This is a genomic window from Chryseobacterium sp. GP-SGM7 (assembly GCF_049166575.1).
Taxonomy (GTDB): Bacteria; Bacteroidota; Bacteroidia; order Flavobacteriales; family Weeksellaceae; genus Chryseobacterium.
Genome location: NZ_JBMHFF010000001.1, coordinates 1,493,891 through 1,518,506, shown reverse-complemented (window position 1 = coordinate 1,518,506; position 24,616 = coordinate 1,493,891). Strand labels below are relative to the sequence as shown.

Here is a 24,616-nt window from a genome sequence, read left to right as displayed (position 1 = left end):
ATGAAAAAATCAGTTTTAAATATTGCCGCATTATTTTTAGGAATAACAGCGTTTGCACAAAACATTCAGACCGTAACCAATTCCAAAGGTCCGGTTTTAGGATATTCTGCAGATTCAGGTGTGAAAATCCTGACGATTGGCGGGAATAAATTCAAAGATTTAAACCGAAACGGTACGCTCGATAAATACGAAGACTGGAGACTTCCGGTGGATGAAAGAGCAAAAGATTTAGCTTCAAAAATGTCAGTTGAGCAGATTGCAGGATTGATGTTATACAGCGGTCACCAATCGGTTCCCGCTCCCGCAGATGGCTTCAGAGCAGGAAAATACAACGGATTATTCTACAAAGAAAGTGGCGCAAAAGCTTCTGATTTAACAGACCAGCAAAAGAAATTTCTTAAGGAAGACAATCTTCGTCACGTTCTCGTAACTACAGTTGAATCACCTGTAATTGCAGCGCAATGGAGCAACAATATTCAGGCTTATATTGAAGGATTAGGATTGGGAATTCCAGCCAACAACAGCACAGACCCGAGACATTCCGCAACCGTAACGGCAGAATTTAATGAAGGAGCAGGCGGACAGATTTCTCTTTGGCCGGATGGTTTGGCAATGGGCGCAACTTTCGACCCTGAATTGGTGAAAAAATTCGGAAATATTGCCGCTCAAGAATACAGAGCATTAGGAATTTCTACGGCCTTATCGCCTCAAATCGACTTAGGAACAGAACCTCGTTGGTACAGAATCGCTTATGTTTTTTCTGAAAGTCCGGAATTGACGGCAGATATGGCAAGAGGTTATATCGACGGTTTCCAGACCACAATTGAAAATAAAAACGGGTGGGGAAACAAAAGTGTGAACGCAATGGTAAAACACTGGCCGGGAGGCGGACCTGAAGAAGGCGGTCGCGACGGTCACTGGGCGATGGGAAAATATGCGGTTTATCCGGGAAATAATTTTCATAACCACGTAAAACCTTTTACGGAAGGAGCATTTAAGTTGAAAGGCGGGACAAAAGAAGCTGCTGCAGTAATGCCATATTACACGATTAGTTTTAATCAGGATACCAAAAACGGAGAAAATGTTGGAAACGGTTACAGCAAATATCTTATCACCGATTTACTTCGCGGAAAATATAAATACGACGGCGTAGTTTGTACCGACTGGTTAATCACGGCAGACGAACCAAAATCTCCGGGAGGATTTGCCGGAAAACCTTGGGGTGCAGAAAAATTATCAATCGCAGAACGTCATTACAAAGTTTTGGAAGCTGGTGTTGACCAGTTCGGTGGAAACAACGACAAAGGTCCGGTTTTAGAAGCGTATAAAATGGGCGTGAAAGAATACGGTGAAAAAGCATATCGAGCAAAATTCGAGCAGTCAGCCGTTCGATTGCTGAGAAATTTCTTCAGAACAGGATTGTTTGAAAATCCTTACGTCAACATAGAAGAAACCAAGAAAATCGTTGGTAATCCTGAATTTATGAAAGCAGGCTATGAAGCTCAGGTAAAATCTATTGTGATGCTGAAAAACAAAGCGAATATTCTTCCAATCAAAGAAAGGAAAACGGTTTACATTCCGAAGAGATATTCTCCGGCGACTTTCAACTGGTGGGGAATTTACACGGCTCCGTCTTTAGAATATCCTGTGGATATCGAAAAAGTGAAGAAGCATTTTGACGTAACCGAAGACCCTTCAAAAGCCGATTTTGCTTTGGTTTTCGTGAAAAGTCCGCATAGTGAAGAAGGGGGTTACAGCGACATCGATGCAAAAGAAGGCGGAAACGGTTATGTTCCGATTTCTCTTCAGTATAAAACCTACACGGCGACTGAAGCCCGTGAAAAAAGTATTGCAGCAGGCGACCCGGTTGTGGCACCCAATGTTCATGACAGAACCTTCAAGAACAAAACTTCTACGGCCACCAACTTCACAGATTTGCTGGCGATAGAAAATGCGTACAAAGCAATGAACGGAAAACCAGTGATTGTTTCGATTACGGCTTCAAAGCCAATGGTTTTCAACGAATTTGAAAAACATGCAGACGCAATTCTGATGAATTTCAATGTTTCAAATCAGGCAGTTGTGGATATTATCACAGGAAAATACGAACCTTCAGGATTACTTCCGCTTCAGATGCCTGCAAATATGAATACTGTTGAAAAACAAAAAGAAGACATACCATACGATATGGAAACGCACAAAGATTCCGAAGGTCACAACTACGATTTCGGATATGGAATGAACTGGTCGGGTGTGATTAAAGATGCTCGAACTCAGAAATATCATCAATAAGATTCATCATAAAGAATAAAAATAATTGATGTCTTGAGACCGGGTATTTTTGTTCGGTCTCATTTTTTAATCTCAGTTATTTTGGGCAGCTATTTCCGCCTTCCGCTCCCAATCTTTTTTGCAGGACGGTTTCAGATTAAATAGAAATTTAGTACAAGCAAAAAAGGATTTCCGCTCAAGTCGGGCTGCGTGAGATTCGCTGTCAATATTGAGAATAAAATCAGCGAAATTTTTGTCATTCAGAGCGAAACGAAGTGTAGCGTGGAATCTAACTCGAGATTCCTACGGAATGACAAACTAAACTTTAAAAAATTAGAAAAAAATGAAAAAATTAATCATAGCAAGCATATTTCTTTTTGGTTTAAACGAAATCAATGCACAAAAATCAATTCCTTTATACCAAGGAAAAGCACCGGGAACAGAAAACTGGATGCAAAAAGAAGCACAGCAATTCAACGAATTATTTAAAACCGAAGTTGTATTTAATGTATCACAACCGTCAATTTTGGTTTTTGAGGCCGATAAGTCAAAAGCCAACGGAACAGTTGTGGTTATCGCTCCCGGAGGTGGTTTTCAAAGTTTATCCATCAACCGGGAAGGAATTGATTTTGCTAAAAAATTAGCAGAAAACGGAATTGCAGCAGTGGTTTTAAAATACAGATTGTTAGAAACAAAATCCAACGATCCTGCAAAAGAAATGATGGAAAACATCAAAGACAGAAAAGCTTTCGATGCGAAGACTGCGCCGATTAAAGTAATGGCAGGTGATGACATTAAAACGGCGATCAACTACATCAGAACCCATTCAAAAGAATTAAAAATCAATCCTGAAAAACTCGGTGTTATAGGATTTTCAGCAGGAGCAAGTGTCATTCTGGAAAGCGTTCTCCACAGCAAAGATGCTTCAACGATTCCGAATTTCGCCGCTTCGATTTATGGCGGACCAAGTCAGGAAATTTTAGATACAGAAATCCCAAAATATTCGCTTCCATTATTCATCTGTGCAGCAAGTGACGACCAATTGAAACTCGCTCCAAAATCAGTTTTATTGTACAGTAAATGGCTTGAAGCAGGACAGCCAACCGAACTGCACCTTTACGAAAAAGGAGGTCACGGTTTCGGAATGGGAAAACAAAATTTGCCCGTTGACAAATGGTCTGATGTTTATTTGGATTGGCTGAGATTCCATAAGTTTTTATAAACATTTAAACTCAAAATATTAACCACAAAAGTCACAAAAGTATTTGCATTATAAAGATGAAAATCAAACTTTTTAAAGTTCATTAAAGAAGCCCGAAAAACTTTGATTTTCAAAACTAATGTGCTCTGTTATTTTCAAAGTTTTTAAAACTTAAAACTAATGTGACTATTATGTAAAAAAACTTTTGTGCCTTTTGTGGTTAAAAAGAACATTATAATATCAAAAATTAATTATGAAGAAGAATATATCTACATTACTTGGATTTTCTCAGAAAGCAAAATATGCAGGGATGTTCGTAGCTTTATTGGCGACAACGACTTTTGCCAAAGCTCAAACTCAACTAACTGTAACCGTTGGCGGAAAAACTTTTAAAGACCTCAACAAAAATGGGAAACTGGATGTTTGGGAAGATACGAGATTGTCGGTTGACAAAAGAATAGAAGCGATTATCAAGCAAATGACGAACACCGAAAAAGTGGATTTGCTCATCGGAACAGGAATGCCCGGAATTGAAGTTCTGACAGGGCCTGTCGGAGATTCAAAGCAAGGTTTGGTTCCCGGCGCGGCTGGAGGAACAGCCAGTTTTGACAGATTCGGGATTCCTGCGACTGTTGTTGCGGATGGTCCTGCAGGTTTGAGAATCGCACCAATAAGAGAAAACGATTCTAAAACCTATTATGCGACGGCTTTTCCGGTGGGAACTGCTTTAGCTTCGACCTGGAACAAAACGCTTTTGGAACAGGTTGGAAAAGCAATGGGAAATGAAGTGAAAGAATATGGCGTAGATGTCCTTTTAGCGCCAGCTTTAAACATTCAAAGAAATCCACTGAATGGAAGAAACTTTGAATATTATTCTGAAGACCCTTTAATTTCAGGAAAAACAGCCGCTGCGATTGTTAATGGAATTCAGTCTCAAGGTGTAGGAACTTCTATCAAACATTTTGCTGCGAATAATGAAGAATCCAACCGTTTGACGATTAATGCGCACGTTTCCGAAAGAGCAATGAGAGAATTGTATCTGAGAAATTTTGAAATTACGGTTAAAGAATCTCAGCCTTGGACGGTAATGTCTTCTTACAACAAAGTAAACGGCGTTTATACTTCAGATTCTAAAGATTTATTAACTCAGGTTTTGAGAAACGAATGGGGTTTCAAAGGAATTGTAATGACCGACTGGTTCGGAGGTTTTCCAGGATTTGAATCCATCAGAGACGGCGGAATTTCTGATGTCGTAAAACAGATGAATGCAGGAAACGACCTTTTGATGCCGGGAATTCCGGCGCAGAAAAAAGTATTGTTAGCCGCATTGGATTCAGGGAAATTATCTCAGAAAGTGGCGAATCTTAATGTAAAAAGAATTTTAGAATACATTTTCAAAACACCCACTTTTGCACAATACAAATACAGCGACAAACCAAACTTAACGGAACATGCAGCAGTTACAAGAAGCGCGGCAACAGAAGGAATGGTTTTGCTTAAAAATGAAAATAATGCTTTACCTTTTGCCAACAAACAGAAAGAAGTTTCCTTATTCGGAGTGACATCTTACGCGTGGATTACGGGCGGAACAGGAAGTGGAAGTGTGAACAATAAACACACGGTTTCTTTGTTGGAAGGTTTAACTGCAGCAGGTTATAAATTAGACAAGGAATTGGTTGATTTGTACAAACCTCACGCAGAAAAAGAAGCCGCTGCCGAAAAAGAAAACAGAAAGAAAAGAGGAATTTTAGCTTTACCGGAAAGATTGGCTGAAATGAAATTAGACGATGCTTTCTATGCTAAAAAAGCAGAAACTTCTGAAATTGCTTTCGTGACTTTGGGAAGGAATTCCGGTGAAGGCGGCGATAGAGTAGTTGATAATGATTTCAATCTCGCAACAGAAGAAATCGAAATGTTGGATAAAATATCAAAAAATTTCCACGCAAAAGGGAAAAAAGTAGTTGTTATTTTAAATATCGGTGGCGTAATTGAAACCGCTTCCTGGAAAGATAAAGTGGATGCGATTTTATTAGCGTGGCAACCTGGTCAGGAAGGCGGACATTCCGTTGCAGATGTGGTTTCCGGAAAGGTAAACCCTTCCGGAAAACTGACGATGACATTCCCTGTGAATTACGTAGACCACGCTTCGGCGAAGAATTTCCCGGGAGTTCCTGCGGATAATCCGAAAGATGTTACTTATCAGGAAGGTGTGTATGTCGGATACCGTTATTTCAGTACTTTTGGGATGAAACCTTCGTATGAATTCGGGTATGGAAAATCTTATACGGATTTTGCGTATTTAAATATCAAAACCAATTCTAAAACTTTTAATAATCAATTAGAAGTTACCGTTGAAGTTAAAAATACAGGAAAAGTAGCCGGAAAAGAAGTGGTAGAATTGTATCTTTCTGCTCCGAATCAATCCATCGACAAACCAAAATCTGAGTTGAAAGCCTACGCCAAAACCAAAGATTTAAAACCTGGAGAATCTCAAACAATTATTTTAACTTTAAATCCAAAAGATTTAGCATCATTCGAAACGGCAAAATCTGCTTGGGTTGCAGAAGCCGGAACTTATAAAATTTCTGTTGGAGCATCTTCTCTTGACATTAAACAAACAACTGAATTTTCTTTAGCTAAAGAATTGGTGGTTGAAAAAGTACCGCACATTCTTCCTGCAGATGAGAAGTTTACAGATTTAAAACCTTAAAATAATAATCTCTCGCAGATTCTGCAGATAGAGCAGATTTATAAAATAAAAATCTGCAAAATTTGCTATATCTGCGAGAAACAAAATTCATTGTCTCAAATTAAGATAATATCAACAAAAGAGGCTATCTTTAGCCTCTTTTAAAATTTAATGTATATGATCAAAAATGAAGTACAATCTAAAAGGAATTATACAATTCCTTTGATTACTATTACACTTTTATTTTTTATGTGGGGATTTATTACCTGTATGAATGACATCCTTATTCCATATCTGAAACAGCTTTTCCAACTTACTTTTTTCGAATCGATGCTGGTGCAGTTCTGTTTCTTTGGAGCTTATTTTATTGGTTCGCTTATTTATTTTTTAGTTTCTACGTCGAGCGGAGATCCCATTAACAAAGTAGGGTACAAGAAAGGAATTCTCTTTGGGATTTTCCTGGCTGCTTTTGGATGTATTTTGTTCTATCCGGCGGCAACTTTTTCTTCTTACGGATTATTTTTAGGCGCTTTATTCGTTCTCGGATTAGGATTTACAGTTCTTCAAATCACTGCAAATGCTTACGTATCGCTTTTAGGTTCAGAAGATTCTGCATCGAGCCGACTGAATATGACGCAGGCTTTCAACGCTTTCGGAACAACGATTGCACCGGTTTTGGGCGGACATTTAATTTTCGAATTTTTCTCAGCCGATGATGGTTCATTCTCTGCAGTGGCAACAAGAATTCCTTATTTAATATTTGCAGGTATTTTATTATTGGTTGCTTTATTAATTTCACGAGTGAAACTTCCGTCATTTCAAACGGCGGAGGAAGAAATCGAAAAAGGTTTCGGTGCTTTCAGGTTTACTCATCTGAAGTTCGGGGTTTTTGCGATGTTCTGTTATGTAGGTGGGGAAGTGGCTGTAGGAAGTTTTATCATCAGCTTTCTGGAGCAGCCTCAGATTATGAATCTTAGTGAAGTTGTGAGTAAAAATTATCTATCTCTTTATTGGGGCGGTGCAATGATTGGGCGTTTCTTAGGAGCAATTTCTCTGAATCATTCGATCAGTCAGACCAAAAAAGCTTTGTATATGTTGGGAGCGGCAATCGCTGTGTTCTTGGTAATTTTCAGTATTGTTGATCTTTCGTTCTCACAAATCTCTTTCTTTTTGGTTTTTATTGCTTTAAATTTCGTTGCCTTCTTCATCGGTAAATCTGCTCCGGCAAGAACCTTATCTATTTTTGCAGGAATCAACGTTCTGTTATTGATTTCAGCGATGCTGAATCAAGGTGAAATGGCAATGTACAGCATTTTAGGAATTGGAATTTTCAACTCGATTATGTTCTCTAATATTTATACACTGGCAATTTCAGGATTAGGAAAATATACGAGCCAGGGTTCTTCATTGGTAGTAATGGCAATTTTGGGTGGTGCGATTGTACCTATTTTCCAGGGTTATTTGGCAGATAATTTTGGAGTACAGAATTCGTTTATCATCCCTGTGTTCTGTTATGTTGTTATTTTAGTTTTTGGTGCGTATTGTACTAAATATCTGAGTCATGTAAAACAGGATGCTGATGCAAAATCGGGACATTAAGATTTTTAATTTTATATATGTGAAAAACCTGCTGTTGAGCAGGTTTTTTGTTTGAAAATTGCATCATTAAAGTTGAATACCAAAGAATCATCAACTCGTCAGAATCAAGAAATTTTCCTTTTATTAATGATCATTTTAAAGCAAACCTGTCAATAAATAAGTATTAACCTGTTGTTGGGAAAATATTAAACAAACTGAAAATCAAAAACTTGTATTTCTTTGATAAGCGAAGCGCCCTTGTTTTACTTTATTTCAGCATAGTTTTTGAGTTTCTTTTGTTTAACCTTGCGTTTATTTTTATCGCAAAGGGAAAACAAAGAATTTAAATCAAAAAGTTTTTTTTAAAGGTAAACAAAGGCGTTGTTCTTAATCTTCCGAATAAATTTCTTTTTCAGATTTTCTGGATTTTAAGATCATTAAAGCTAACCCTAATCCAAGTCCGGTAATCAAAGCTACTTTAGTTTTCTTTCCGGGAACAGGAAGAATGGTTTCACCATAAATCTGATGTGGCTCTGAAGAGGGTTCAAGAACGTTACCTGAAGTTGGCTCACCATTCTTTAATTTCATCATCAATCGCATTCCGGCAGAAGCAGTATTAATGATTACTTTTGGAAACATTTCGTAAAGATTTACTAAAACTCTTGATCTCACATCCGGGAAAAGATCTTTTTGCGGTTCTTTTGCCAACTGTACTATTTTCTGAGCAGTATCTCTCGGATCTGATGCAAATGGCGGAATTTTAAAATCTAATCCTGAAAATTTTGCAGAATGAGAATTCCCTGTTGAACGCTGAATTTGTGGATATAAATTGGCTATGTAAATGTCTGCATAATCTGAAATTTCACCATGTAGACATTCCATCATTCCACGAATTCCGAATTTTGTGGAAGAATAAACCGCACTGTACGGAGCGGGCATAAATCCGCCGATAGAAATATTATTAATCAAAATCCCTTCATTTTGTTCTTTAAATAAAGGTAAAACAGAATATGCACCATGCATATATCCGAAAAGATTGGTTTTGATAACCTGCTCATGAAGATCCATTGGGATTTCTTCAAATTTTCCGCTTGCCATTACTCCTGCATTATTTACCCATATATCGATTCTGCCAAATTCATTTACCGCAGCTTTAAGCAAATTATCTACATCTTCAGCTTTGGAAACATCGGTAGAAACAGCAATGGCATTTACACCGAGATCATTGCAGATTTTTAAAGTTTCATCTAAAGCTTCCTGACCTCTTGCTGCAATAACGATATTGCAGCCTTCAAAAGCAAAAGCTTCAACCGCAGCTCTTCCTACACCGCTGCTTCCACCTGTAATTACGACGGTTTTACCTCGAAGGCTTCTTTTTTCTAAACTGTTTCGTGATTTCATATGATGATATTTTATATATTTAAGACTCAATGTTATTAATTAGCTATCTATTTTTACACCAAATAAGAATTTTGAAGGATTAATTTTAAGTGAAATTGTCATAAATAAAAAAACACGGACAAAAATTGTTCGTGTTCGATTTGAAATAATATTTAAATTGAAGGTTCTATTTATATAAGTCGAGTTCCAGAAAGTTGTTTTTTTTCTGCAGTTCTTCTCTTCTTTCTTTTTCAACAAGTTTTAACATATCATCCTGAGAATACTTTTTTCCGTCAATAGTCATTGATACGGATACCGGAGCTGAAATATCGGATGAGGCTGAAATCTGACGCATATCTTTTGCCGGATCTTTCTTGTAATCTGCCCAAAGCTTTTTAAACTTATCTTCAGTTACAGCAATTTCTCTGTTTTTCTTGTTCAGAATTTCATCAGAATCAACTACTACTTTTTTTGTTCCGATGAGCATGAATTGATGATCACCTTTAGAATCTTCAGCCTTAACAATTAAGCCGGGAAGACCGCATAATTCGTGTGGACCATCCTGAATGGGAATTTCAGGAGCAAACCATACATTCCAAGTTCTTCCGTGAAAAGTGGTGGTTGCTTTTTGAACATCATAACCCAAAACTTTAGATTTTTCTTTACTGATTTTCCAGTTTAGTTTTTGATCATTGATAATCAAAAGTCGATTTGAACTGATACTCCTTTTTAATGTTCTTTTATAATCCGGATATGTTTTTATAACTTCTGTACTTACTTTCGACTGCTTAAGATTTGTAAAATCAAAATGAGTCTGCTGTGTTGCTTTTGCATTTTTAAATGTTGCGGTCATCATAGAATCATATTCCTGTTTTACCTGACTGTAAAATTTAGAACCTTTCGGTGTAGTCTGCAAAACCATGTTTTCAGAATCAGATTGATCGCGGTTTAAAGAATCAATTTTAAATTTGTATTCATAGATAAACTGATTAGACTGAGCTAGGCAGAATCCTGTAATCAGAAATAATAAAATGGACAAATTAATTTTCATATAAATTGATTTGTATTTTAATTATTGAAAAGTAATACTTTCTTCTTTAGAATCATAGACCAAAATATTTTTACTATTTCCGTTGGCTTTAGACAATGTTTTTGCTGATATTAGCTTGAAATCTTTCGGATTATAAATAGTGATCGTATGATTTTTTTCATCAACTAATGCTTTGTCTGCGTTGTTTACAATGAAATTTTTTGTTTTAATCATTACATTTCCATTCAGAGTAACTGTGTCTTCTTTTAAATTTCTTTTTATTTGATCACCCTTATAGCCTATTTTTTCTTCAGTTTGTTTTTCCTGAGCTGCTGCATTTTGAGAAAATAAGAAGAGCATAAAAATGCCTGAGACTGTAAATAATTTTTTCATCTATTTAATTTTAATGAAACGAAAATACAGATAAATCTCAACGCTGTGTAAAGTTTAATATTTCTTTAAGAATTATAAAGATACTTTAACTATAATTGTCGTGATAATTTTAAAATTGGTATATGAAACAACAAAATATCAGAAATACTTTATCTTATTTTTGGCTACAACAATCTTTGATCTGGTCACATTCTTCTTATCACGATTTTCCAACTTTGTACTGTAAAAATTAATCAATTAAAATTATTTAAAAATGGACACAAAAAAAGTATGGTTCGTGACCGGAGCGTCAAAAGGTTTAGGTTTAACTTTAGTAAGAAGATTATTGAATGAAGGATACTCTGTAGCCGCAACGTCAAGAAATTTGTCTGAACTAAAAACTGCTGTAAATTCTGAAAGCGAATCTTTTCTTCCTTTGGAAATGGATTTAATTAATGAAAAAAATGTTGGTGAAGCGATCCAAAAAACGGTAGACTATTTCGGTAAAATCGATGTGATTGTGAACAACGCAGGTTACGGACAATTAGGAACTTTAGAAGAATTAACCGACGAAGAAAGCCGTAAAAATTTCGATACCAATGTTTTCGGTTCTTTGAATGTTATCAGAAAAGTAATGCCCCATTTGAGAGCTCAGAAAAGGGGATCGATCATTAATATTGCCTCAATTGGCGGTCTTACGGGTGAATTCGCAGGTTGGGGAGTGTATTGCTCAACTAAATTTGCTGTTGTAGGATTCACAGAAGCTTTAGCTGCGGAAGTAAAAGAATTTGGTATCAATACGACGGTTGTTTTTCCTGGATATTTTAGAACAGATTTCCTTACCGGAGGCTCTCTTCGAACTCCTGAAAACGAAATTTCTGATTACACAACAGCAAGAAAGCTTCAAATTGCCCACGAACAGGAAATCAATGGAAATCAGCCGGGAGATCCTGAAAAAGCTGCTTTAGCAATGATAGAATTAGCAGAAATGGAAAATCCACCGGTTCATTTAGTTTTAGGTTCTGATGCATTTCAAATTGCAGGAAATAAATTAAATGCACTTCAAAATGAGATTTCAGATTTTAAAACTTTGAGTGTTTCAACAGATTATTAAATTTGTATAGGCAACAGTTTCTTGCTGTTGCCTTATTTCCAAAATTATGGCGAACAGAAAATTATACAGCATCGATACGGTATCTGAACTTCACAAAATTTCGGGATTGCCGCAACCGCAACATCCGTTAATCAGCCTTGTCGATTACAGTTTGGTAGAATATCAGATTGAAGAATCGGAAATTAGTTGGATTCAGGATTTGTACTTCATCGGTTTCAAAAGAGATTTGCAGGGGAAATTGCACTACGGTCAAAGTCAGTATGATTTCGATGGTGGTCTGCTTTGTTTTATTGCACCGAGACAGCTTGTAAAAATGATTATCGAGAAATATGATAAGAAACCTTCCGGATTTCTTTTGGCATTTCACCCCGATTTTATTTGGAACACGCCTTTAGCAAAGACTATTCACAATTATAAATTTTTCGGTTATGATGTAAACGAAGCATTGTTTCTTTCTGAAAAAGAAGAAGAAACTTTAATCGGACTATTTAAAGGAATTGAAAAAGAATATCAATCCGGAATCGATCAGTTTACCCAAAATATAATCATTTCACAAATTGAAGTTATTCTCAATTACTGTGAACGGTTTTATCAACGGCAGTTTATTACGAGAAAGAAAACCAATCATCAGATTTTAGATAAGCTTGAAGTTTTTCTGGAAGAATATTTCACCAATGAAAATATAATTAACAACGGACTTCCGACTGCTCAATTAATTGCTGAACAATTGAATGTTTCCACCAATTATCTAAGCAGTTTATTAAAATCTCTCACCGGACAAACTACACAGCAACATATTCACGGAAAATTGATTGAAAAAGCCAAAGAAAAACTGTCTACAACTGAACTTTCTGTAAGTGAAATAGCTTATGAATTAGGGTTTGAGCATTCACAATCTTTCAGCAAGTTATTTAAAGCTAAAACAGATATTTCGCCTTTGGAATTCAGAAAATCTTTTAATTAAATATTTATAAGCTCGCTTTCAAAAACGATATTTTAATCAGACTTTTAAAATTATTTTCTTGCGAATTTTCACGATTCCAAAATATATTTTTGAGAGATTATCTAAATCCTGATATTAATTTTATTTATTTTTATTATCTGAAAAATACTGTGTTAATGACTATCTTTACCTAAGTTTTTTCATCAGAGAAATTGTTCAAACTTACATTTTCATGCTCAATTCTACTCAATCAACTATTTCCAGAACGGTAATTTGGTCAATGTCAATCATTTCAGGTCTCGTTGTTGCCAACAATTATTATAATCAGCCTTTATTAGGTTTAATTTCAAAAGATTTGAATGTTACCGAAAGTGCAGCAGGAAAAATCTCAGTTTTAACACAGATTGGTTATGCTTTTGGACTATTGTTGATTGTTCCTTTGGGTGATAAATTTTTTAGAAAAAGACTGATTTTAATTGATTTAATTTTAGTTTTTTTAGCCCTTTTATGGATGACTTTCGCTACAGAACTTTGGATGTTGTATGCAGCAAGTTTACTCATCGGAACAACATCTGTAATTCCTCAGTTATTTGTACCGATTGCTGCAGAATTATCTTCCGAAAAGGAGAAGGCAGCCAATATCGGATTAGTAGTTTCAGGATTATTACTGGGAATTTTACTGTCCCGTTTTATCGGTGGAATCGTCGGTGAAATGTGGGGTTGGAGATCAATGTTCGGAATTGCAGCAGGATTAATGCTTTTAGTATGGGTTTTCGTCTACAAAATGCTTCCCGAAATGAAACACAACTTCAAAGGAACTTATTTTGAACTAATGAATTCCGTCTGGAGTCTCGCAAAAACACAGCCTGTTTTACAATTGGCATCCTTTCGCGGAGCAATGGCATTCGGATCGATGTGTGCATTATTTACAACATTAGTTTTTCACATGGAAAGACCCCCTTTTGAAGTCGGAGCTTCCGTAGTAGGAAGTTTTGGTTTGGCAGGTGCAGTGGGAGCTTTAGCGGCAGCAAAAGTTGGAAGTTTGCAGAATAGAATGAGCATCAACCGAATTATTTTATATGCTCTTTTAATTCTCATTGGAAGTTGGGGATTTACCTATTTTGCAGGAAATACTTATTGGGGGCTGATTACAGGTGTCATTCTCGTTGATTTAGGAGTGCAATCGAGTCACATAATGAATCAAACCAATTATTTTCTATTAAAAACTACTGCAGTAAACCGATTAAATACAGTTTATATGGTGTCCTATTTTATCGGAGGTTCATTGGGAACTTATACTGCTTCTGTTGCATGGCAATATGCACAGTGGGAAGGCGTCTGCTTTGTGGGAATTACGATGGGATTGCTGGCTTTGGTTACGCATGTTTTATTTGCGAGAAAAGTGAATGCCTAAAATAAAAATACCTTTAAATAAAAGTAAAAAATAAAATGAAAATAGAAATCTGGTCAGATGTAATGTGTCCGTTTTGTTACATCGGGAAAAAAAATTTTGAAGAGGCATTGGGAAATTTGCCGTTCAAACATGAAATAAAAGTAGAGTGGAAGAGCTTTCAGCTTGATCCGACTTTAGATTCGTCTGAAACAAAAACTACGGCTGAATATTTCAGAGAGAAGAAAGGTTTTCCAGAAGAGCAGGCGAAACAAATGACCAATCAGGTGATTCAGATGGGAAAAGCTTCAGGAATTGATTTTAATTTTGAAAAAGCTTTGATTACCAATACTTTTACCGCTCATAAACTTCTTCATTTGGCAAAAAAGTACAATAAATCTTCAGAAATGGAAGAGGTGCTATTCAAAGCTCATTTTTTAGACGGAAAAAATGTTGGCAATATCGAAACTCTGATTTCTTTAGCAGTTTCTTTGGGGATTGATGCTGAAGAAGTGAAGAATTCTTTAGAATCAGAGAAATTTGATTACGAAATTAATCAGGATATTTTAGAAGCAAGAAACAATGGAATTACTGGTGTTCCATTTTTTATTCTGAATGGAAAATACGGCATTTCAGGAGCTCAACCCGCCGAAGTTTTACGAAATGCTTTGATTCAAACTTATGAGGAAACAGTTGTTCCTTTTAAAGATAATTCTGCTCAGGAGAATCTTTCGTGTGATGCAGATGGTTGTCCAATTTAACATAATATATTCATGATAACTTTAAATAAAGAATTAACATATCCGATTTCAGAAACACTTTTTGTTTTTGCTTTAGATGATGAGGCCGGAAAAGTTTTTGATCACACCAGAAAACTGATAACAGGAATAGGCAAAGTAAACGCAGCAATTGCGCTTACAAAATCAATTCAGGAAAAGAAACCAAAACTGATTGTCAATCTCGGTTCAGCAGGAGGTTTTGGTTTTTCAAAAGGAGGAGTAATTTGTTGTACGAAATTTATTCAGCGGGATATGGATGCACAAGGTTTGGGTTTTAAAAAATTTGAAACGCCGCTTTCAGGAATTCCAATTATTTTGGAAAACGGACTGAAAATGGATAATTTACCAGAGGGAATTTGCGGAACAGGAGATAGTTTTGAGATGAATCACATCAATACAGAATATAATGTTATCGACATGGAAGCTTATTCTTTAGCATTGATTGCAATGCAGGAAAATATTCCTTTTTTGTGTTTAAAATATATTTCTGATGATGCAGGAAGTGACGCAACCAACGATTGGTCGGTTCAGGTTCATTTGGCATCTGAAGCTTTTAAACAAATATTATTTACAGAAGTTTAAAAAATTCAACCAAAAATCAAAATATGAAAGCAATTATCTTAGAAAACTCTGGCGGAACAGAAAATTTAAAGCTTAAAGAAATCGAAAAATCATCGATTAAAAATGGTGAAGTTTTAGTTCAGGTAAAATCTGTAAGTATCAATCCCATAGATGTAAAAACACGTTCAGGTAAAGGAGCTTTTCAAAAATTAAAAGATGAAAATCCTCTGATCTTGGGTTGGGATATTTCCGGAATTGTTATTGAAACAAATTCTTCAAAATTTAAAATTAATGACGAAGTTTTCGGAATGATCAACTTTCCCGGACATGGAAAAACTTATTCAGAATTTGTAGCTGCTTCCGAAAATCATTTGGCTTTAAAACCAAAAAATATCAACTTTGAAGAAGCTGCTGCGACAACTTTAGCAGCTTTAACGGCTTTACAGGCGATTCAAAAAGGTGAAGTAAAAGAAGGGCAGAATGTTTTAATTCATGCGGCTTCGGGCGGAGTTGGGCATTTCGCTGTTCAGATTTCAAAATATTTAGGTGCCTCCGTGACAGGAACTTCATCTGAAAAGAACAGAGATTTTGTTCTGAGCTTAGGAGCTGATCAACACATCGATTACAAAAAATATAATTGGGAAAAATCTGATGAAAAATTTGATTTTATTTTGGACACAATTGGCGGTGAAAATATAGATAATTCCATAAAAGTCTTAAAAAAAGGCGGAACAATTATTAGTATTCCAAGTGGTTTGAATGATGATATAGAAGAAAAAGCAGCTTCGGTGAATGCAAAAGGGTTTAAAATGCTTGTTCAATCTGATGGAACAGATATGGAAAAACTGGCCGGGCTTTTAGAAAAAGGAGATTTGAAACCTTATATTTATAAAACTTTTAAGTTTGAAGACATGGCAAATGCACATCAGGAATTGGAAAAAGGAAGAAGCGTTGGTAAAATTGTAATTAATTTTTAAATTTATTTGTTTTTTATGAATGTCTGTCTATAATAATGCTAAAATCAACAGTTTTCAGTTCCATTTTTATCATTCTGAAAGAATCTCAACACACTGAAATAAAGTGATTTAGATTCCTTCAGAAAGATAATAAGACTGTCGATTTTGATATAATGATTAAAAACAGACGGGCATTAATTTTAAATCTGAGAAAATATCCAATTTAACATAATATAAATTATAGGACTTTTTATTTATTGAAAATGGATTATCATTAGATAATGTTTTAGCATAATAATTGTTACTAACTTACTCAAGTTACAATAGCTAACAGATAACGATTTTAGCTCTAAGTTGTGGTTTCTGATTTCCTTTTAAATTGGAAAACTATTCAACGAAAAATTTTTAACCGATTCTCAGCGATTAGAAATTTATTGTAAAATTGAAATTTAGAAAACTTTTATTCATGAAATTATCATCTGTACATTAATAATTAAATTTAACAAACTATTGAAATTATGAAAAAATATATTTTTCTCAGTGTATTTTCTGTGTTGCTGATGAACTGTAATAAAAAAACAGAAACCGTAAACCCTGTAACAGCCACAGATTCTGTAGAAACTCCTAAAGAGCCTGAAATAGATTCTTTAGGCTCAAAAACTTTGTGTTATTTAGGTGTTACCGGAAAAGACAGTGTTTTTGTAAGTCTGGATGATAATCTTGGAACTTTTTCCGGAAAAATGGCTTATAAAAATCATGAAAAAGACAGTTCGAAAGGTGAATTATCCGGCTTCAAATCTGGTGATACTTTAAAATTAACTTACGAATTTGCTTCTGAAGGAACTACAAGCAAAAGAGATATTTTCTTTATTCAGAAAGGAAATACTTTAACGGAAGGAATTGGAAATCAAAAAGATGAAAACGGCGCAATGCGTTATTCAGATGAAAAGAAAATTTCTTATAAAGACGGTCAAAAATTGCAGACGGTGGATTGTAAAGTTGTTTCAAATGCTGTAAAATAAATTCAATTAAATATTCTTATTGAATGACTAAAAAAAATCGATACCAATCTTAATAAATTTTAATGAAAAAGCAACTAACTTGAGTTGCTTTTTCAATTATAATTCACTTTTAAAAGTGTTAATAAAATCTTCAACAGATTTATTGTCAGTATTCCAGGAAGTTATTAATCGAACAGCAGAAAAATTTTCATCAATATTTTTCCATACGTAAAATTCAAACTTTTCAGATAAAGCTTCAATCGTTTTATTGCTTAAAATCGGAAAAATCTGATTGGTAAAAGTTTCAGACAAAAACCGCACTCCCCTTTCAGACAAAGCATTTTTGATCTTCATCGCTTGTTGATTGGCATTTTTGGCTAATTCAAAATACAGATCATTCTGCATCAACTCCAAAAACTGTATTCCCAAAAGCCTTCCTTTTGCCAGTAAAGCTCCTTTTTGTTTAATGTTAAATGCAAAATCAGGCTGTAAATCTTTATTATTGATGACGATTGCTTCACCCAGTAAGGCTCCGTTTTTAGTTCCTCCCAAATAAAAAACATCGGTTAATTCCGCAATATCTTTTAAAGTTAAATCACTTATTTCAGAAGTTAAAGCGTGTCCCAGTCTTGCTCCGTCCATAAAAAGAAAAAGATCGTTTTCTCTGCAGAATTCTGAAAGATTTTGTAATTCATTTTTAGAATAAACTGTTCCCAATTCTGTCGAATTTGAAATATAAACCAGCTTCGGCATTACCTGATGCGGAACGTTTCTATGACTCTCCAAAACAGGAATAATATCGTAAGGATTTAATTTGCCATCTTCTTTTTCTATGCTTAAAACTTTATGTCCGGTTGCTTCAATTGCCCCGGTTTCATTATTTAAAATATGTCCGGTTGCAGCAGAAATTACACACTGATAAGGTCTTAAAATTGAAGAAATAACAATCAGATTTGCCTGAGTTCCGCCAGAAACAAAATAAATTTCAGAATCCTGGTTTTCAATTTTATTTTTAATTAAGATTTTTGCTTTTTGAGAATATTTGTCTTCACCATATCCAGCTTGCTGATCGAGATTATTTTGAAGAAGCGATTCTAGAATTTTAGGATGACAACCTTCTGAATAATCATTTTTAAAGGAAAATTTCATACTGTAAAATTAAAAAATCTTAAAATAACAAGACCAAAATTTAAAAAATATTTTGTTAGATTTGTAATGAAAATCATCTAACATTTTGAAAACAACATTAACAGAAGAAAATTATCTGAAAGCTTTGTTTCATGTAGTTGACCATGAAGGAAAGGTAACGATTAACGAACTGAGCAAATTTCTAAATGTAAAAATGCCGAGCGTTAATAACATGATGAAAAAATTTGCAGAGAAAAATTGGGTAATTTATGAGACCTACAAACCCCTCAAAGTTACCGAAAAAGGCAGACGTGAAGCTGCTTTAGTTGTCAGAAAGCATCGTTTAACAGAAATGTTTCTGGTAAAAAAAATGAATTTCGGCTGGGAAAATGTACACGAAATTGCAGAACAATTGGAGCATGTACATTCACAGGTTTTCTTTGACAAAATGGATGAAATTTTAAACTATCCTAAATTTGATCCGCATGGTGAACCTATTCCTGATAAAGATGGAAATATCATTTCACAGGATTTACAAAAGTTGAGCAATTGTAAAGTTGGAGAAACCGTTGTTTTTGCATCTGTCACATTATCAGATGATGCTTTTCTGAATTATCTTACCGAAAGAAATCTTCTCTTAAATACTAAAATCAAGATTCTTAAAATTGAAGATTTCGACAGATCTGTTACTATAGAAATTGCAGGAAAAACTGAGATTTTGAGTAAAAAAGCAACTGAAAAGATTTTGGTAAAATATTAAATAAAAAAAAGCGGATTTTTAATCCGCTTTAAAATTATGATCTAATAACTATTTCAAATACTTGGTTATTGCTTCATCAGTAGGTTTTACTTTGCTTTCAAAGCTGTCGACTAACTTACCGTTTTCGTCTACTAAGAACTTTGTAAAATTCCATTTAATCTCAGAATTTTTCACTCCGTTTAAGTCTTTTTCAGTTAAATACTTGAAAATTGGAGCTGTATCTTCGCCTTTTACAGAAACTTTAGCTGCTAAAGGAAAAGTTACCCCATAGTTTTTCTGACAAAAAGCACCGATTTCTACATTTGTTCCAGGTTCTTGCCCGCCAAAATTATTTGCAGGAAATCCTACAACAACGAGTTTGTCTTTGTATTCATTCGACAATTTTTCCAAATCTGCATATTGTGGTGTAAATCCGCATTCTGAAGCTGTATTTACAATAAGGATTTTCTTTCCTTTATAATCTGCAAAATTAATTGTTTTGCCTTCTTCAAGTGCATCAACTTTGTAATCGTAGATTGATTTTGACATAACTTTATTTGTTTTTACTTTAGAAACTTCACTTTTTTTCTGAGCGCAGCTGTTTGAAAATGCGACAAAAGAAATCAGGACTATAAAAAATTTCTTCATTTCGGATATTTATTTTAAAATTTAAAATTGTTTGCAGGAAATACTTTATTAATTTCCACTTTATTGATTAGCATTACATAATCACCGTCTTTTTTTGTGCTTGATGATTCTAACCGGAATGGCATCATCAAATTTCCTACCTTTTTGTAATCTGAATATGTTAAAGTTTCTTCTTTTTTAATTTCTTTTAAAAGCATGAACGATTTTGTATCAAAATAATAGTAGTTTTTGTTAACATTTTTTGTCAGTTCCACCTTATGACAGTAGATCTCTCCTACTTTTTCTTTGCCTAAATATTTAGCTTCAAAACCTTTATTTTCCCAATCAATAAAGTCATTATCAAAACTTTCCGGGATATATTCTTTGTATTCCTGTAACTTATTGGTTGCATAATTCATTGCATAACCTTTTGTTCCGTCATATCCTTCAATAGCCGTTTCTTTGTTCCCGATTGTAATCACAGTTTTGGTTAAATTCGGTCTTTGCTGATATATTTTGATAGGATATTCATCTTTAATCCCTAAAATTACTTTCCCCTGAAGTAACACTGAATTTAAAAGCTTCCAATTGGTTAATCCACCCGATAATTCTATGTTTTTGTCGATAATTTCTTTAGCAGTCTGAGCGAAAGATGATTGCGAAATAATCAGAACGAAAACGATAAGTAATTTCTTCATTAAATCAATTTATAAATTCAAATATAAGCCTTTCTTGTCTAATGTAGCAATGTAGCAGTTTAACAGTATAAAAAATATCATAATTATGCAATGTAATACTTTTCACCAGCAAACTTATATCTTTCTACTTTCAACCTACTATTTAAATTAGCTTTCTTGCTTTTTCCAAATCTTCCGGAGTATCAATTCCCACTCCGATAAAATTGGTTTCAATTAATTTAATTTTCATTCCGTATTCCAGATAACGGATGCATTCTATTTTTTCTGAAATTTCCAGAGGTTTCATTTCGAGTTTTGAAAATTGTAATAAAGCGTGTTTTCTGAAAGCATAAACACCGATATGCTTGAAATAATCAATATCATAAGAAATTTCACGGTGAAATGGAATTACAGAACGGCTGAAATACAAAGCAAAACCACTGTTATCTGTGATCACTTTTACATTATTCGGATTTTCAATTTCTTCTTTTTCTTGAAGCTTTATTTTTAGTGAAGCTAAAGAAATTTCCTGATTTTCATCTGCTTTGAAAACTTCAATCAGCTGTTGTAAAGGTTCTAATTTTAAAAAAGGTTCGTCTCCCTGAACGTTGATAACAATATCACAATCGATATTTTGTACCGCTTCTGCAATTCTGTCGCTTCCTGTTTCGTGTTGACCGGTCATTACAGCATTTCCACCGTGATTTTGAATTTCATTGAAGATGAGCTCAGAATCTGTGGCTACAAAAACTTCATCAAAAAGTCCTGTTTCCACAACATTTTGATACGTCGTTGTAATGACTGTTTTTTCACCCAAAATCTGCATTAGTTTTGCAGGAAAACGACTGGCTTCGTAACGTGCGGGTATAACAGCGATAATTTTCATTTTATTTAATATTTAATAAAAATGCTTCGTGAGCGAACTTACGAAGCATTAATTTTCTCAAATTATTTCAATTGATTCAGAGCGCTTTCTAATTTTGGCATCATTACCTGAATTTCTGTAACATCTAAACCTCCGACAGAAGCTCTGAACCAAGGCTCCGATTTTGCTTCCCCGAAAGCAGAGAATGGTACTAAAGCCACTCCCGCATCATTAATCAGATAGAAAACCAAGTCTGAAGAATTTTCAATAATTGTTCCGTCTGGTTTTGTTTTTCCGATGTAATCTAATTTAATGGTAAGATATAATGCACCCATCGGTTCGATACTTTCTACTGCTAAACCTTTGGCTTTTAAATCCTGAATTCCATTGTGAAGAACTTTTAAACTGGCTTCTAATTTACCTTTAAAATCATTGATAAATGAATTAACATGATCTGTATTTTGGAAATATTTTGCAGTTGCTTCCTGCTCAGGTTTTGGTGCCCAAGCTCCGACGTGAGTAAGCAAAGCTTTCATTTTATCAATAACATTGGAAGGACCAAATCCCCAACCTACACGTACTCCTGTTGCTGCAAGACATTTAGAAATACCTTCAATATAGATTGTAAATTCTCTCATTTCCGGGAAAAGAGAAACCGGGTCAACATGTTTTGCGCCGAAAGTAAGATTAGAATATATCTGATCGTACATTAAATACAGTGGCTTTCCGTCTGCTCCTCTTTTGCTGTTTTCTTCCAAAATCATTTCACAGATTTCGCTCAACTGAGCTTCTGTAAACATAGTTCCTGTAGGGTTTAAAGGCGAACAAAGCGCCAAAAGAACAGCGCCATCTAAGTGAGGCTTCAATTCTGCTGCAGTTGGTAAGAAATTGTTTTCCGGAGTTGTTTTTACTTCAATTGCATCTGCAGAAGTAAGATATGCGTAATGATTGTTGTTCCAAGATGGCGTCGGGTAAATTACTTTATCACCTTCATCAACAATAGTTTTGTATACTGCATAAATCAACGGTCTAGAACCTGCTGTAATCAGAATATCATTGGCCGAATACTCTAAGTTCCATCTTGTTTTTAAGTCTTTTGAAACTTCAGTTCTTAATGACAATAATCCGTTTGCTGGCGGATAATTGGTTAAATTATTCTGATAGGCTTTTTGAATTTCTTCCTTCAATTCGGCAGGAATAGGGTAAAGATTTGAATTTAAATCACCAATCGTAAGATTAGCAATCTCAGCTCCTTTCGCCTTTAAATCGTTTACTTCATTACCAATTTTTACAATTTCTGAACCAATGAGGTTCGCTGCTAGTTTTGAAACTTTCACTTTTTATATTAATTTAGATATTTAGGTTTAGGCCGCAGCAATTAGTTTGATAATGCTCAGTTTTAATGCAAAACTTTTTTAACAAGTAACTGTTCGAAGTTCGCAAAGGCTTTTAACTTCGTCGAATCTGCGATTTTACACAGCAAAAAACATAAGGTTTCAATTATAACAAATTAAAACTATTATATAAAGCCTAATTTCTGCGACCTTATTTTAATTCAACTGAAGATCTCTTCTTACTTTTTCTATTTTTTGTTCTAAAGATTTCAACGTTTCTTCAAAATCGTCTTTTGAAGTGATTGATTCTTTTACTGAAACATAAAACTTAATTTTTGGTTCCGTTCCTGAAGGTCTTACGCAGACTTTTGTTCCGTCCTGAGTATAATATATTAAAACATTTGATTTTGGAATGTCATCCATCACATGCTTTTCGTTTTCAGAAACTACGAAATTGGTTTGTTCTTTAAAATCTTTTACTTCTTCCACTGGAGAACCAGCCAATGATTTTGGTGGATTTTCACGGAAATTCTTCATCATATTCTGAATTTCTTCAGCTCCTTCTCTACCCTTTTTAACAATATTAATCAAACCTTCATAATACATTCCGGTTTCCTGATAAATTTCAATCAGGTATTCGTACATTGTTTTTCCGTTGGCTTTGCACCAGGCTGCAATTTCGCAAGCAAGGATGATACTTCCGCAAGAATCTTTATCACGAACGAAATCTCCTGTCATAAATCCGAAACTTTCTTCGCCACCACAAATGAATTTTTCCTGACCTTCAAAATCACGGATCATTTTTCCGATCCATTTGAAACCTGTTAATCCAACTTTGCAGTCAACGCCGAATTTTTCAGCAATATCAAAGAAAATATCAGACGTTACAATCGTAGAACCGATAAATTCTTTTCCGGTAATTTTCCCTTGTTTTTTCCACTGATCTAAAATATAATACGTTAAAATCGTATTACACTGATTTCCATTTAACAATTGAATTTCACCTTCCAGATTTCTAACGGCAATTCCTAATCTGTCTCCATCCGGATCAGTTCCGATGACGATATCTGCGTTGGTAATTTTAGCTAAATCCATTGCCATTTCCAAAGCTGCAGGTTCTTCCGGATTCGGAGAATCTACCGTCGGGAAATTTCCGCTTGGAATCATCTGTTCTTTTACCAAATCGATTTTCTTAAAACCTGCTTTTTCCAAAGCTTTAGGAACCGTTGTATATGTTGTTCCGTGAATTGAAGTGAAAACGATATTCAAATTGCCTTTTTCAACATCCTGATATGTTGAGTTTTCGATACAGGCATCGATGTAAACATCATCCTGCTCCTCTCCGATCCATTCGATTAAATCGTCATTTCCGTTAAATTTAATTTCTTCAAATTTTACGGAATATACTTCATTGATAATCGCTTCATCATGTGGCGGAACGATTTGTGCACCGTCATTCCAATACACTTTGTAACCGTTGTATTCCGGCGGATTGTGAGAAGCCGTCAAAACAATTCCTCCGTTACATTTTCTGTCACGAACGGTGAAAGACAATTCAGGAGTTGGTCTGTGGTTTTTAAACAAAAGAACTTTAATTCCATTTGCCGTTAAAACATCCGCCACTAATTTTCCGAATTCTTTTGAGTTATTTCTTACATCGTAAGCAATTGCAACACTTATTTCCTCACCTTGAAATTGCTGCAACATGTAATTTGCAAGTCCCTGTGTGGCTTGACCCAATGTATATTTATTTAAACGATTGGTTCCAATACCCATAATTCCTCTCATCCCTCCTGTTCCGAACTCTAATTCTCTGTAAAAAGAGTCTTCCAAATCCGGAGAATTGCTGTCGATTAATAATTGAACAGCCTCTTTTGTTTCCTGATCAAATGAGTCGCCTAACCAAAGTTTTGCTTTTTCTAATGTTGTCATATTTGTATTTTGAAAATTCTTGGCTGGAAGTTGGGAGATGGAGGATGGA

At 34.8% G+C, this 24,616-nt stretch carries 21 protein-coding genes; 12 read left to right on the top strand and 9 right to left on the bottom strand.

The window, feature by feature from the left end; genetic code table 11:
* The 4 genes from ACOOWA_RS06710 (at nucleotide 1) to ACOOWA_RS06695 (ending at nucleotide 7,760) form a co-directional block, all read left to right on the top strand.
* Nucleotides 1–2,292, top strand: coding sequence for a glycoside hydrolase family 3 protein (locus ACOOWA_RS06710; protein WP_421374081.1), 2,292 nt, complete (start codon nucleotides 1–3; stop codon nucleotides 2,290–2,292).
* Nucleotides 2,293–2,614: 322 nt separating this feature from the next.
* Entirely contained in the window at nucleotides 2,615–3,493 is an 879-nt protein-coding gene (locus ACOOWA_RS06705; protein WP_421374079.1) for an alpha/beta hydrolase, read from the top strand.
* A gap of 232 nt (nucleotides 3,494–3,725) precedes the next feature.
* Nucleotides 3,726–6,182 carry a glycoside hydrolase family 3 N-terminal domain-containing protein gene (locus ACOOWA_RS06700; protein WP_421374078.1) on the top strand — a complete coding sequence of 819 codons (2,457 nt, stop codon included), beginning with the start codon at nucleotides 3,726–3,728 and terminating at the stop codon, nucleotides 6,180–6,182.
* A 156-nt stretch (nucleotides 6,183–6,338) separates the two neighbouring features.
* Nucleotides 6,339–7,760, top strand: a complete 1,422-nt coding sequence (locus tag ACOOWA_RS06695) for a sugar MFS transporter (RefSeq protein ID WP_421374077.1) — start codon at nucleotides 6,339–6,341, stop codon at nucleotides 7,758–7,760.
* Nucleotides 7,761–8,126: 366 nt separating this feature from the next.
* On the opposite strand, the gene ACOOWA_RS06690 is transcribed toward ACOOWA_RS06695, so the two are convergent.
* From ACOOWA_RS06690 to ACOOWA_RS06680, 3 genes are all read right to left on the bottom strand, one after another.
* On the bottom strand, nucleotides 8,127–9,140 hold the full coding sequence (locus ACOOWA_RS06690) for an SDR family NAD(P)-dependent oxidoreductase (protein ID WP_421374075.1): 1,014 nt from the start codon (nucleotides 9,138–9,140) through the stop codon (nucleotides 8,127–8,129).
* Nucleotides 9,141–9,306: 166 nt separating this feature from the next.
* Nucleotides 9,307–10,170: a GLPGLI family protein gene (locus tag ACOOWA_RS06685; protein WP_421374074.1), complete on the bottom strand. Its 864-nt coding sequence runs from the start codon at nucleotides 10,168–10,170 to the stop codon at nucleotides 9,307–9,309.
* Between the two features lie 21 nt (nucleotides 10,171–10,191).
* On the bottom strand, nucleotides 10,192–10,542 hold the full coding sequence (locus tag ACOOWA_RS06680; protein ID WP_421374072.1) for a hypothetical protein: 351 nt from the start codon (nucleotides 10,540–10,542) through the stop codon (nucleotides 10,192–10,194).
* A 253-nt stretch (nucleotides 10,543–10,795) separates the two neighbouring features.
* Here ACOOWA_RS06680 and ACOOWA_RS06675 point away from each other — a divergent pair, with 253 nt between their 5' ends.
* The 7 genes from ACOOWA_RS06675 to ACOOWA_RS06645 all read left to right on the top strand — a co-directional run bounded on the left by ACOOWA_RS06675 (nucleotide 10,796) and on the right by ACOOWA_RS06645 (nucleotide 17,286).
* On the top strand, nucleotides 10,796–11,635 hold the full coding sequence (locus tag ACOOWA_RS06675) for an oxidoreductase (RefSeq protein WP_421374071.1): 840 nt from the start codon (nucleotides 10,796–10,798) through the stop codon (nucleotides 11,633–11,635).
* 46 nt (nucleotides 11,636–11,681) lie between these two features.
* A complete protein-coding gene (locus ACOOWA_RS06670) occupies nucleotides 11,682–12,599 on the top strand; it encodes a helix-turn-helix domain-containing protein (RefSeq protein ID WP_421374070.1) in 918 nt (305 codons plus the stop codon).
* A gap of 211 nt (nucleotides 12,600–12,810) precedes the next feature.
* Nucleotides 12,811–13,992: an MFS transporter gene (locus tag ACOOWA_RS06665; protein ID WP_421374069.1), complete on the top strand. Its 1,182-nt coding sequence runs from the start codon at nucleotides 12,811–12,813 to the stop codon at nucleotides 13,990–13,992.
* Between the two features lie 35 nt (nucleotides 13,993–14,027).
* Nucleotides 14,028–14,729: a DsbA family oxidoreductase gene (locus ACOOWA_RS06660; RefSeq protein ID WP_421374067.1), complete on the top strand. Its 702-nt coding sequence runs from the start codon at nucleotides 14,028–14,030 to the stop codon at nucleotides 14,727–14,729.
* A 12-nt stretch (nucleotides 14,730–14,741) separates the two neighbouring features.
* On the top strand, nucleotides 14,742–15,329 hold the full coding sequence (locus ACOOWA_RS06655) for a nucleosidase (RefSeq protein ID WP_421374065.1): 588 nt from the start codon (nucleotides 14,742–14,744) through the stop codon (nucleotides 15,327–15,329).
* Nucleotides 15,330–15,352: 23 nt separating this feature from the next.
* Nucleotides 15,353–16,285, top strand: coding sequence for an NADP-dependent oxidoreductase (locus tag ACOOWA_RS06650; protein WP_421374064.1), 933 nt, complete (start codon nucleotides 15,353–15,355; stop codon nucleotides 16,283–16,285).
* 497 nt (nucleotides 16,286–16,782) lie between these two features.
* Complete coding sequence (locus tag ACOOWA_RS06645; RefSeq protein WP_421374062.1) at nucleotides 16,783–17,286, top strand: hypothetical protein; 504 nt, start codon at nucleotides 16,783–16,785, stop codon at nucleotides 17,284–17,286.
* Nucleotides 17,287–17,382: 96 nt separating this feature from the next.
* On the opposite strand, the gene ACOOWA_RS06640 is transcribed toward ACOOWA_RS06645, so the two are convergent.
* A complete protein-coding gene (locus ACOOWA_RS06640) occupies nucleotides 17,383–18,414 on the bottom strand; it encodes a threonine aldolase family protein (RefSeq protein WP_421374060.1) in 1,032 nt (343 codons plus the stop codon).
* 85 nt (nucleotides 18,415–18,499) lie between these two features.
* On the opposite strand from ACOOWA_RS06640, the gene ACOOWA_RS06635 reads away from it, so the two are divergent.
* On the top strand, nucleotides 18,500–19,153 hold the full coding sequence (locus ACOOWA_RS06635) for a metal-dependent transcriptional regulator (RefSeq protein WP_421374059.1): 654 nt from the start codon (nucleotides 18,500–18,502) through the stop codon (nucleotides 19,151–19,153).
* 48 nt (nucleotides 19,154–19,201) lie between these two features.
* On the opposite strand, the gene ACOOWA_RS06630 is transcribed toward ACOOWA_RS06635, so the two are convergent.
* The 5 genes from ACOOWA_RS06630 to ACOOWA_RS06610 all read right to left on the bottom strand — a co-directional run bounded on the left by ACOOWA_RS06630 (nucleotide 19,202) and on the right by ACOOWA_RS06610 (nucleotide 24,567).
* On the bottom strand, nucleotides 19,202–19,780 hold the full coding sequence (locus ACOOWA_RS06630; protein ID WP_421374058.1) for a glutathione peroxidase: 579 nt from the start codon (nucleotides 19,778–19,780) through the stop codon (nucleotides 19,202–19,204).
* A gap of 14 nt (nucleotides 19,781–19,794) precedes the next feature.
* Entirely contained in the window at nucleotides 19,795–20,457 is a 663-nt protein-coding gene (locus tag ACOOWA_RS06625) for a histidine kinase (RefSeq protein WP_421374057.1), read from the bottom strand.
* 142 nt (nucleotides 20,458–20,599) lie between these two features.
* Nucleotides 20,600–21,322 (bottom strand): 3-deoxy-manno-octulosonate cytidylyltransferase, encoded by a 723-nt coding sequence (gene kdsB / locus ACOOWA_RS06620; RefSeq protein ID WP_421374056.1) that lies wholly within the window; start codon nucleotides 21,320–21,322, stop codon nucleotides 20,600–20,602.
* Nucleotides 21,323–21,384: 62 nt separating this feature from the next.
* On the bottom strand, nucleotides 21,385–22,638 hold the full coding sequence (locus ACOOWA_RS06615; RefSeq protein ID WP_421374055.1) for a pyridoxal phosphate-dependent aminotransferase: 1,254 nt from the start codon (nucleotides 22,636–22,638) through the stop codon (nucleotides 21,385–21,387).
* A gap of 213 nt (nucleotides 22,639–22,851) precedes the next feature.
* Entirely contained in the window at nucleotides 22,852–24,567 is a 1,716-nt protein-coding gene (locus tag ACOOWA_RS06610; protein WP_421374053.1) for a phospho-sugar mutase, read from the bottom strand.
* Nucleotides 24,568–24,616 lie beyond the last annotated feature (49 nt).

What these genes read in the sequence shown, in the direction of transcription:
- ACOOWA_RS06680 (WP_421374072.1), bottom strand. Translation starts at nt 10,542, where the DNA reads ATGAAAAAATTATTTACAGTCTCAGGCATTTTTATGCTCTTCTTATTT.
- ACOOWA_RS06630 (WP_421374058.1), bottom strand. Translation starts at nt 19,780, where the DNA reads ATGAAGAAATTTTTTATAGTCCTGATTTCTTTTGTCGCATTTTCAAAC.
- kdsB (WP_421374056.1), bottom strand. Translation starts at nt 21,322, where the DNA reads ATGAAAATTATCGCTGTTATACCCGCACGTTACGAAGCCAGTCGTTTT.
- ACOOWA_RS06655 (WP_421374065.1), top strand. Translation starts at nt 14,742, where the DNA reads ATGATAACTTTAAATAAAGAATTAACATATCCGATTTCAGAAACACTT.
- ACOOWA_RS06675 (WP_421374071.1), top strand. Translation starts at nt 10,796, where the DNA reads ATGGACACAAAAAAAGTATGGTTCGTGACCGGAGCGTCAAAAGGTTTA.
- ACOOWA_RS06645 (WP_421374062.1), top strand. Translation starts at nt 16,783, where the DNA reads ATGAAAAAATATATTTTTCTCAGTGTATTTTCTGTGTTGCTGATGAAC.
- ACOOWA_RS06640 (WP_421374060.1), bottom strand. Translation starts at nt 18,414, where the DNA reads ATGAAATTTTCCTTTAAAAATGATTATTCAGAAGGTTGTCATCCTAAA.
- ACOOWA_RS06690 (WP_421374075.1), bottom strand. Translation starts at nt 9,140, where the DNA reads ATGAAATCACGAAACAGTTTAGAAAAAAGAAGCCTTCGAGGTAAAACC.
- ACOOWA_RS06650 (WP_421374064.1), top strand. Translation starts at nt 15,353, where the DNA reads ATGAAAGCAATTATCTTAGAAAACTCTGGCGGAACAGAAAATTTAAAG.
- ACOOWA_RS06705 (WP_421374079.1), top strand. Translation starts at nt 2,615, where the DNA reads ATGAAAAAATTAATCATAGCAAGCATATTTCTTTTTGGTTTAAACGAA.
- ACOOWA_RS06610 (WP_421374053.1), bottom strand. Translation starts at nt 24,567, where the DNA reads ATGACAACATTAGAAAAAGCAAAACTTTGGTTAGGCGACTCATTTGAT.
- ACOOWA_RS06660 (WP_421374067.1), top strand. Translation starts at nt 14,028, where the DNA reads ATGAAAATAGAAATCTGGTCAGATGTAATGTGTCCGTTTTGTTACATC.
- ACOOWA_RS06710 (WP_421374081.1), top strand. Translation starts at nt 1, where the DNA reads ATGAAAAAATCAGTTTTAAATATTGCCGCATTATTTTTAGGAATAACA.
- ACOOWA_RS06700 (WP_421374078.1), top strand. Translation starts at nt 3,726, where the DNA reads ATGAAGAAGAATATATCTACATTACTTGGATTTTCTCAGAAAGCAAAA.
- ACOOWA_RS06625 (WP_421374057.1), bottom strand. Translation starts at nt 20,457, where the DNA reads ATGAAGAAATTACTTATCGTTTTCGTTCTGATTATTTCGCAATCATCT.
- ACOOWA_RS06695 (WP_421374077.1), top strand. Translation starts at nt 6,339, where the DNA reads ATGATCAAAAATGAAGTACAATCTAAAAGGAATTATACAATTCCTTTG.
- ACOOWA_RS06670 (WP_421374070.1), top strand. Translation starts at nt 11,682, where the DNA reads ATGGCGAACAGAAAATTATACAGCATCGATACGGTATCTGAACTTCAC.
- ACOOWA_RS06665 (WP_421374069.1), top strand. Translation starts at nt 12,811, where the DNA reads ATGCTCAATTCTACTCAATCAACTATTTCCAGAACGGTAATTTGGTCA.
- ACOOWA_RS06685 (WP_421374074.1), bottom strand. Translation starts at nt 10,170, where the DNA reads ATGAAAATTAATTTGTCCATTTTATTATTTCTGATTACAGGATTCTGC.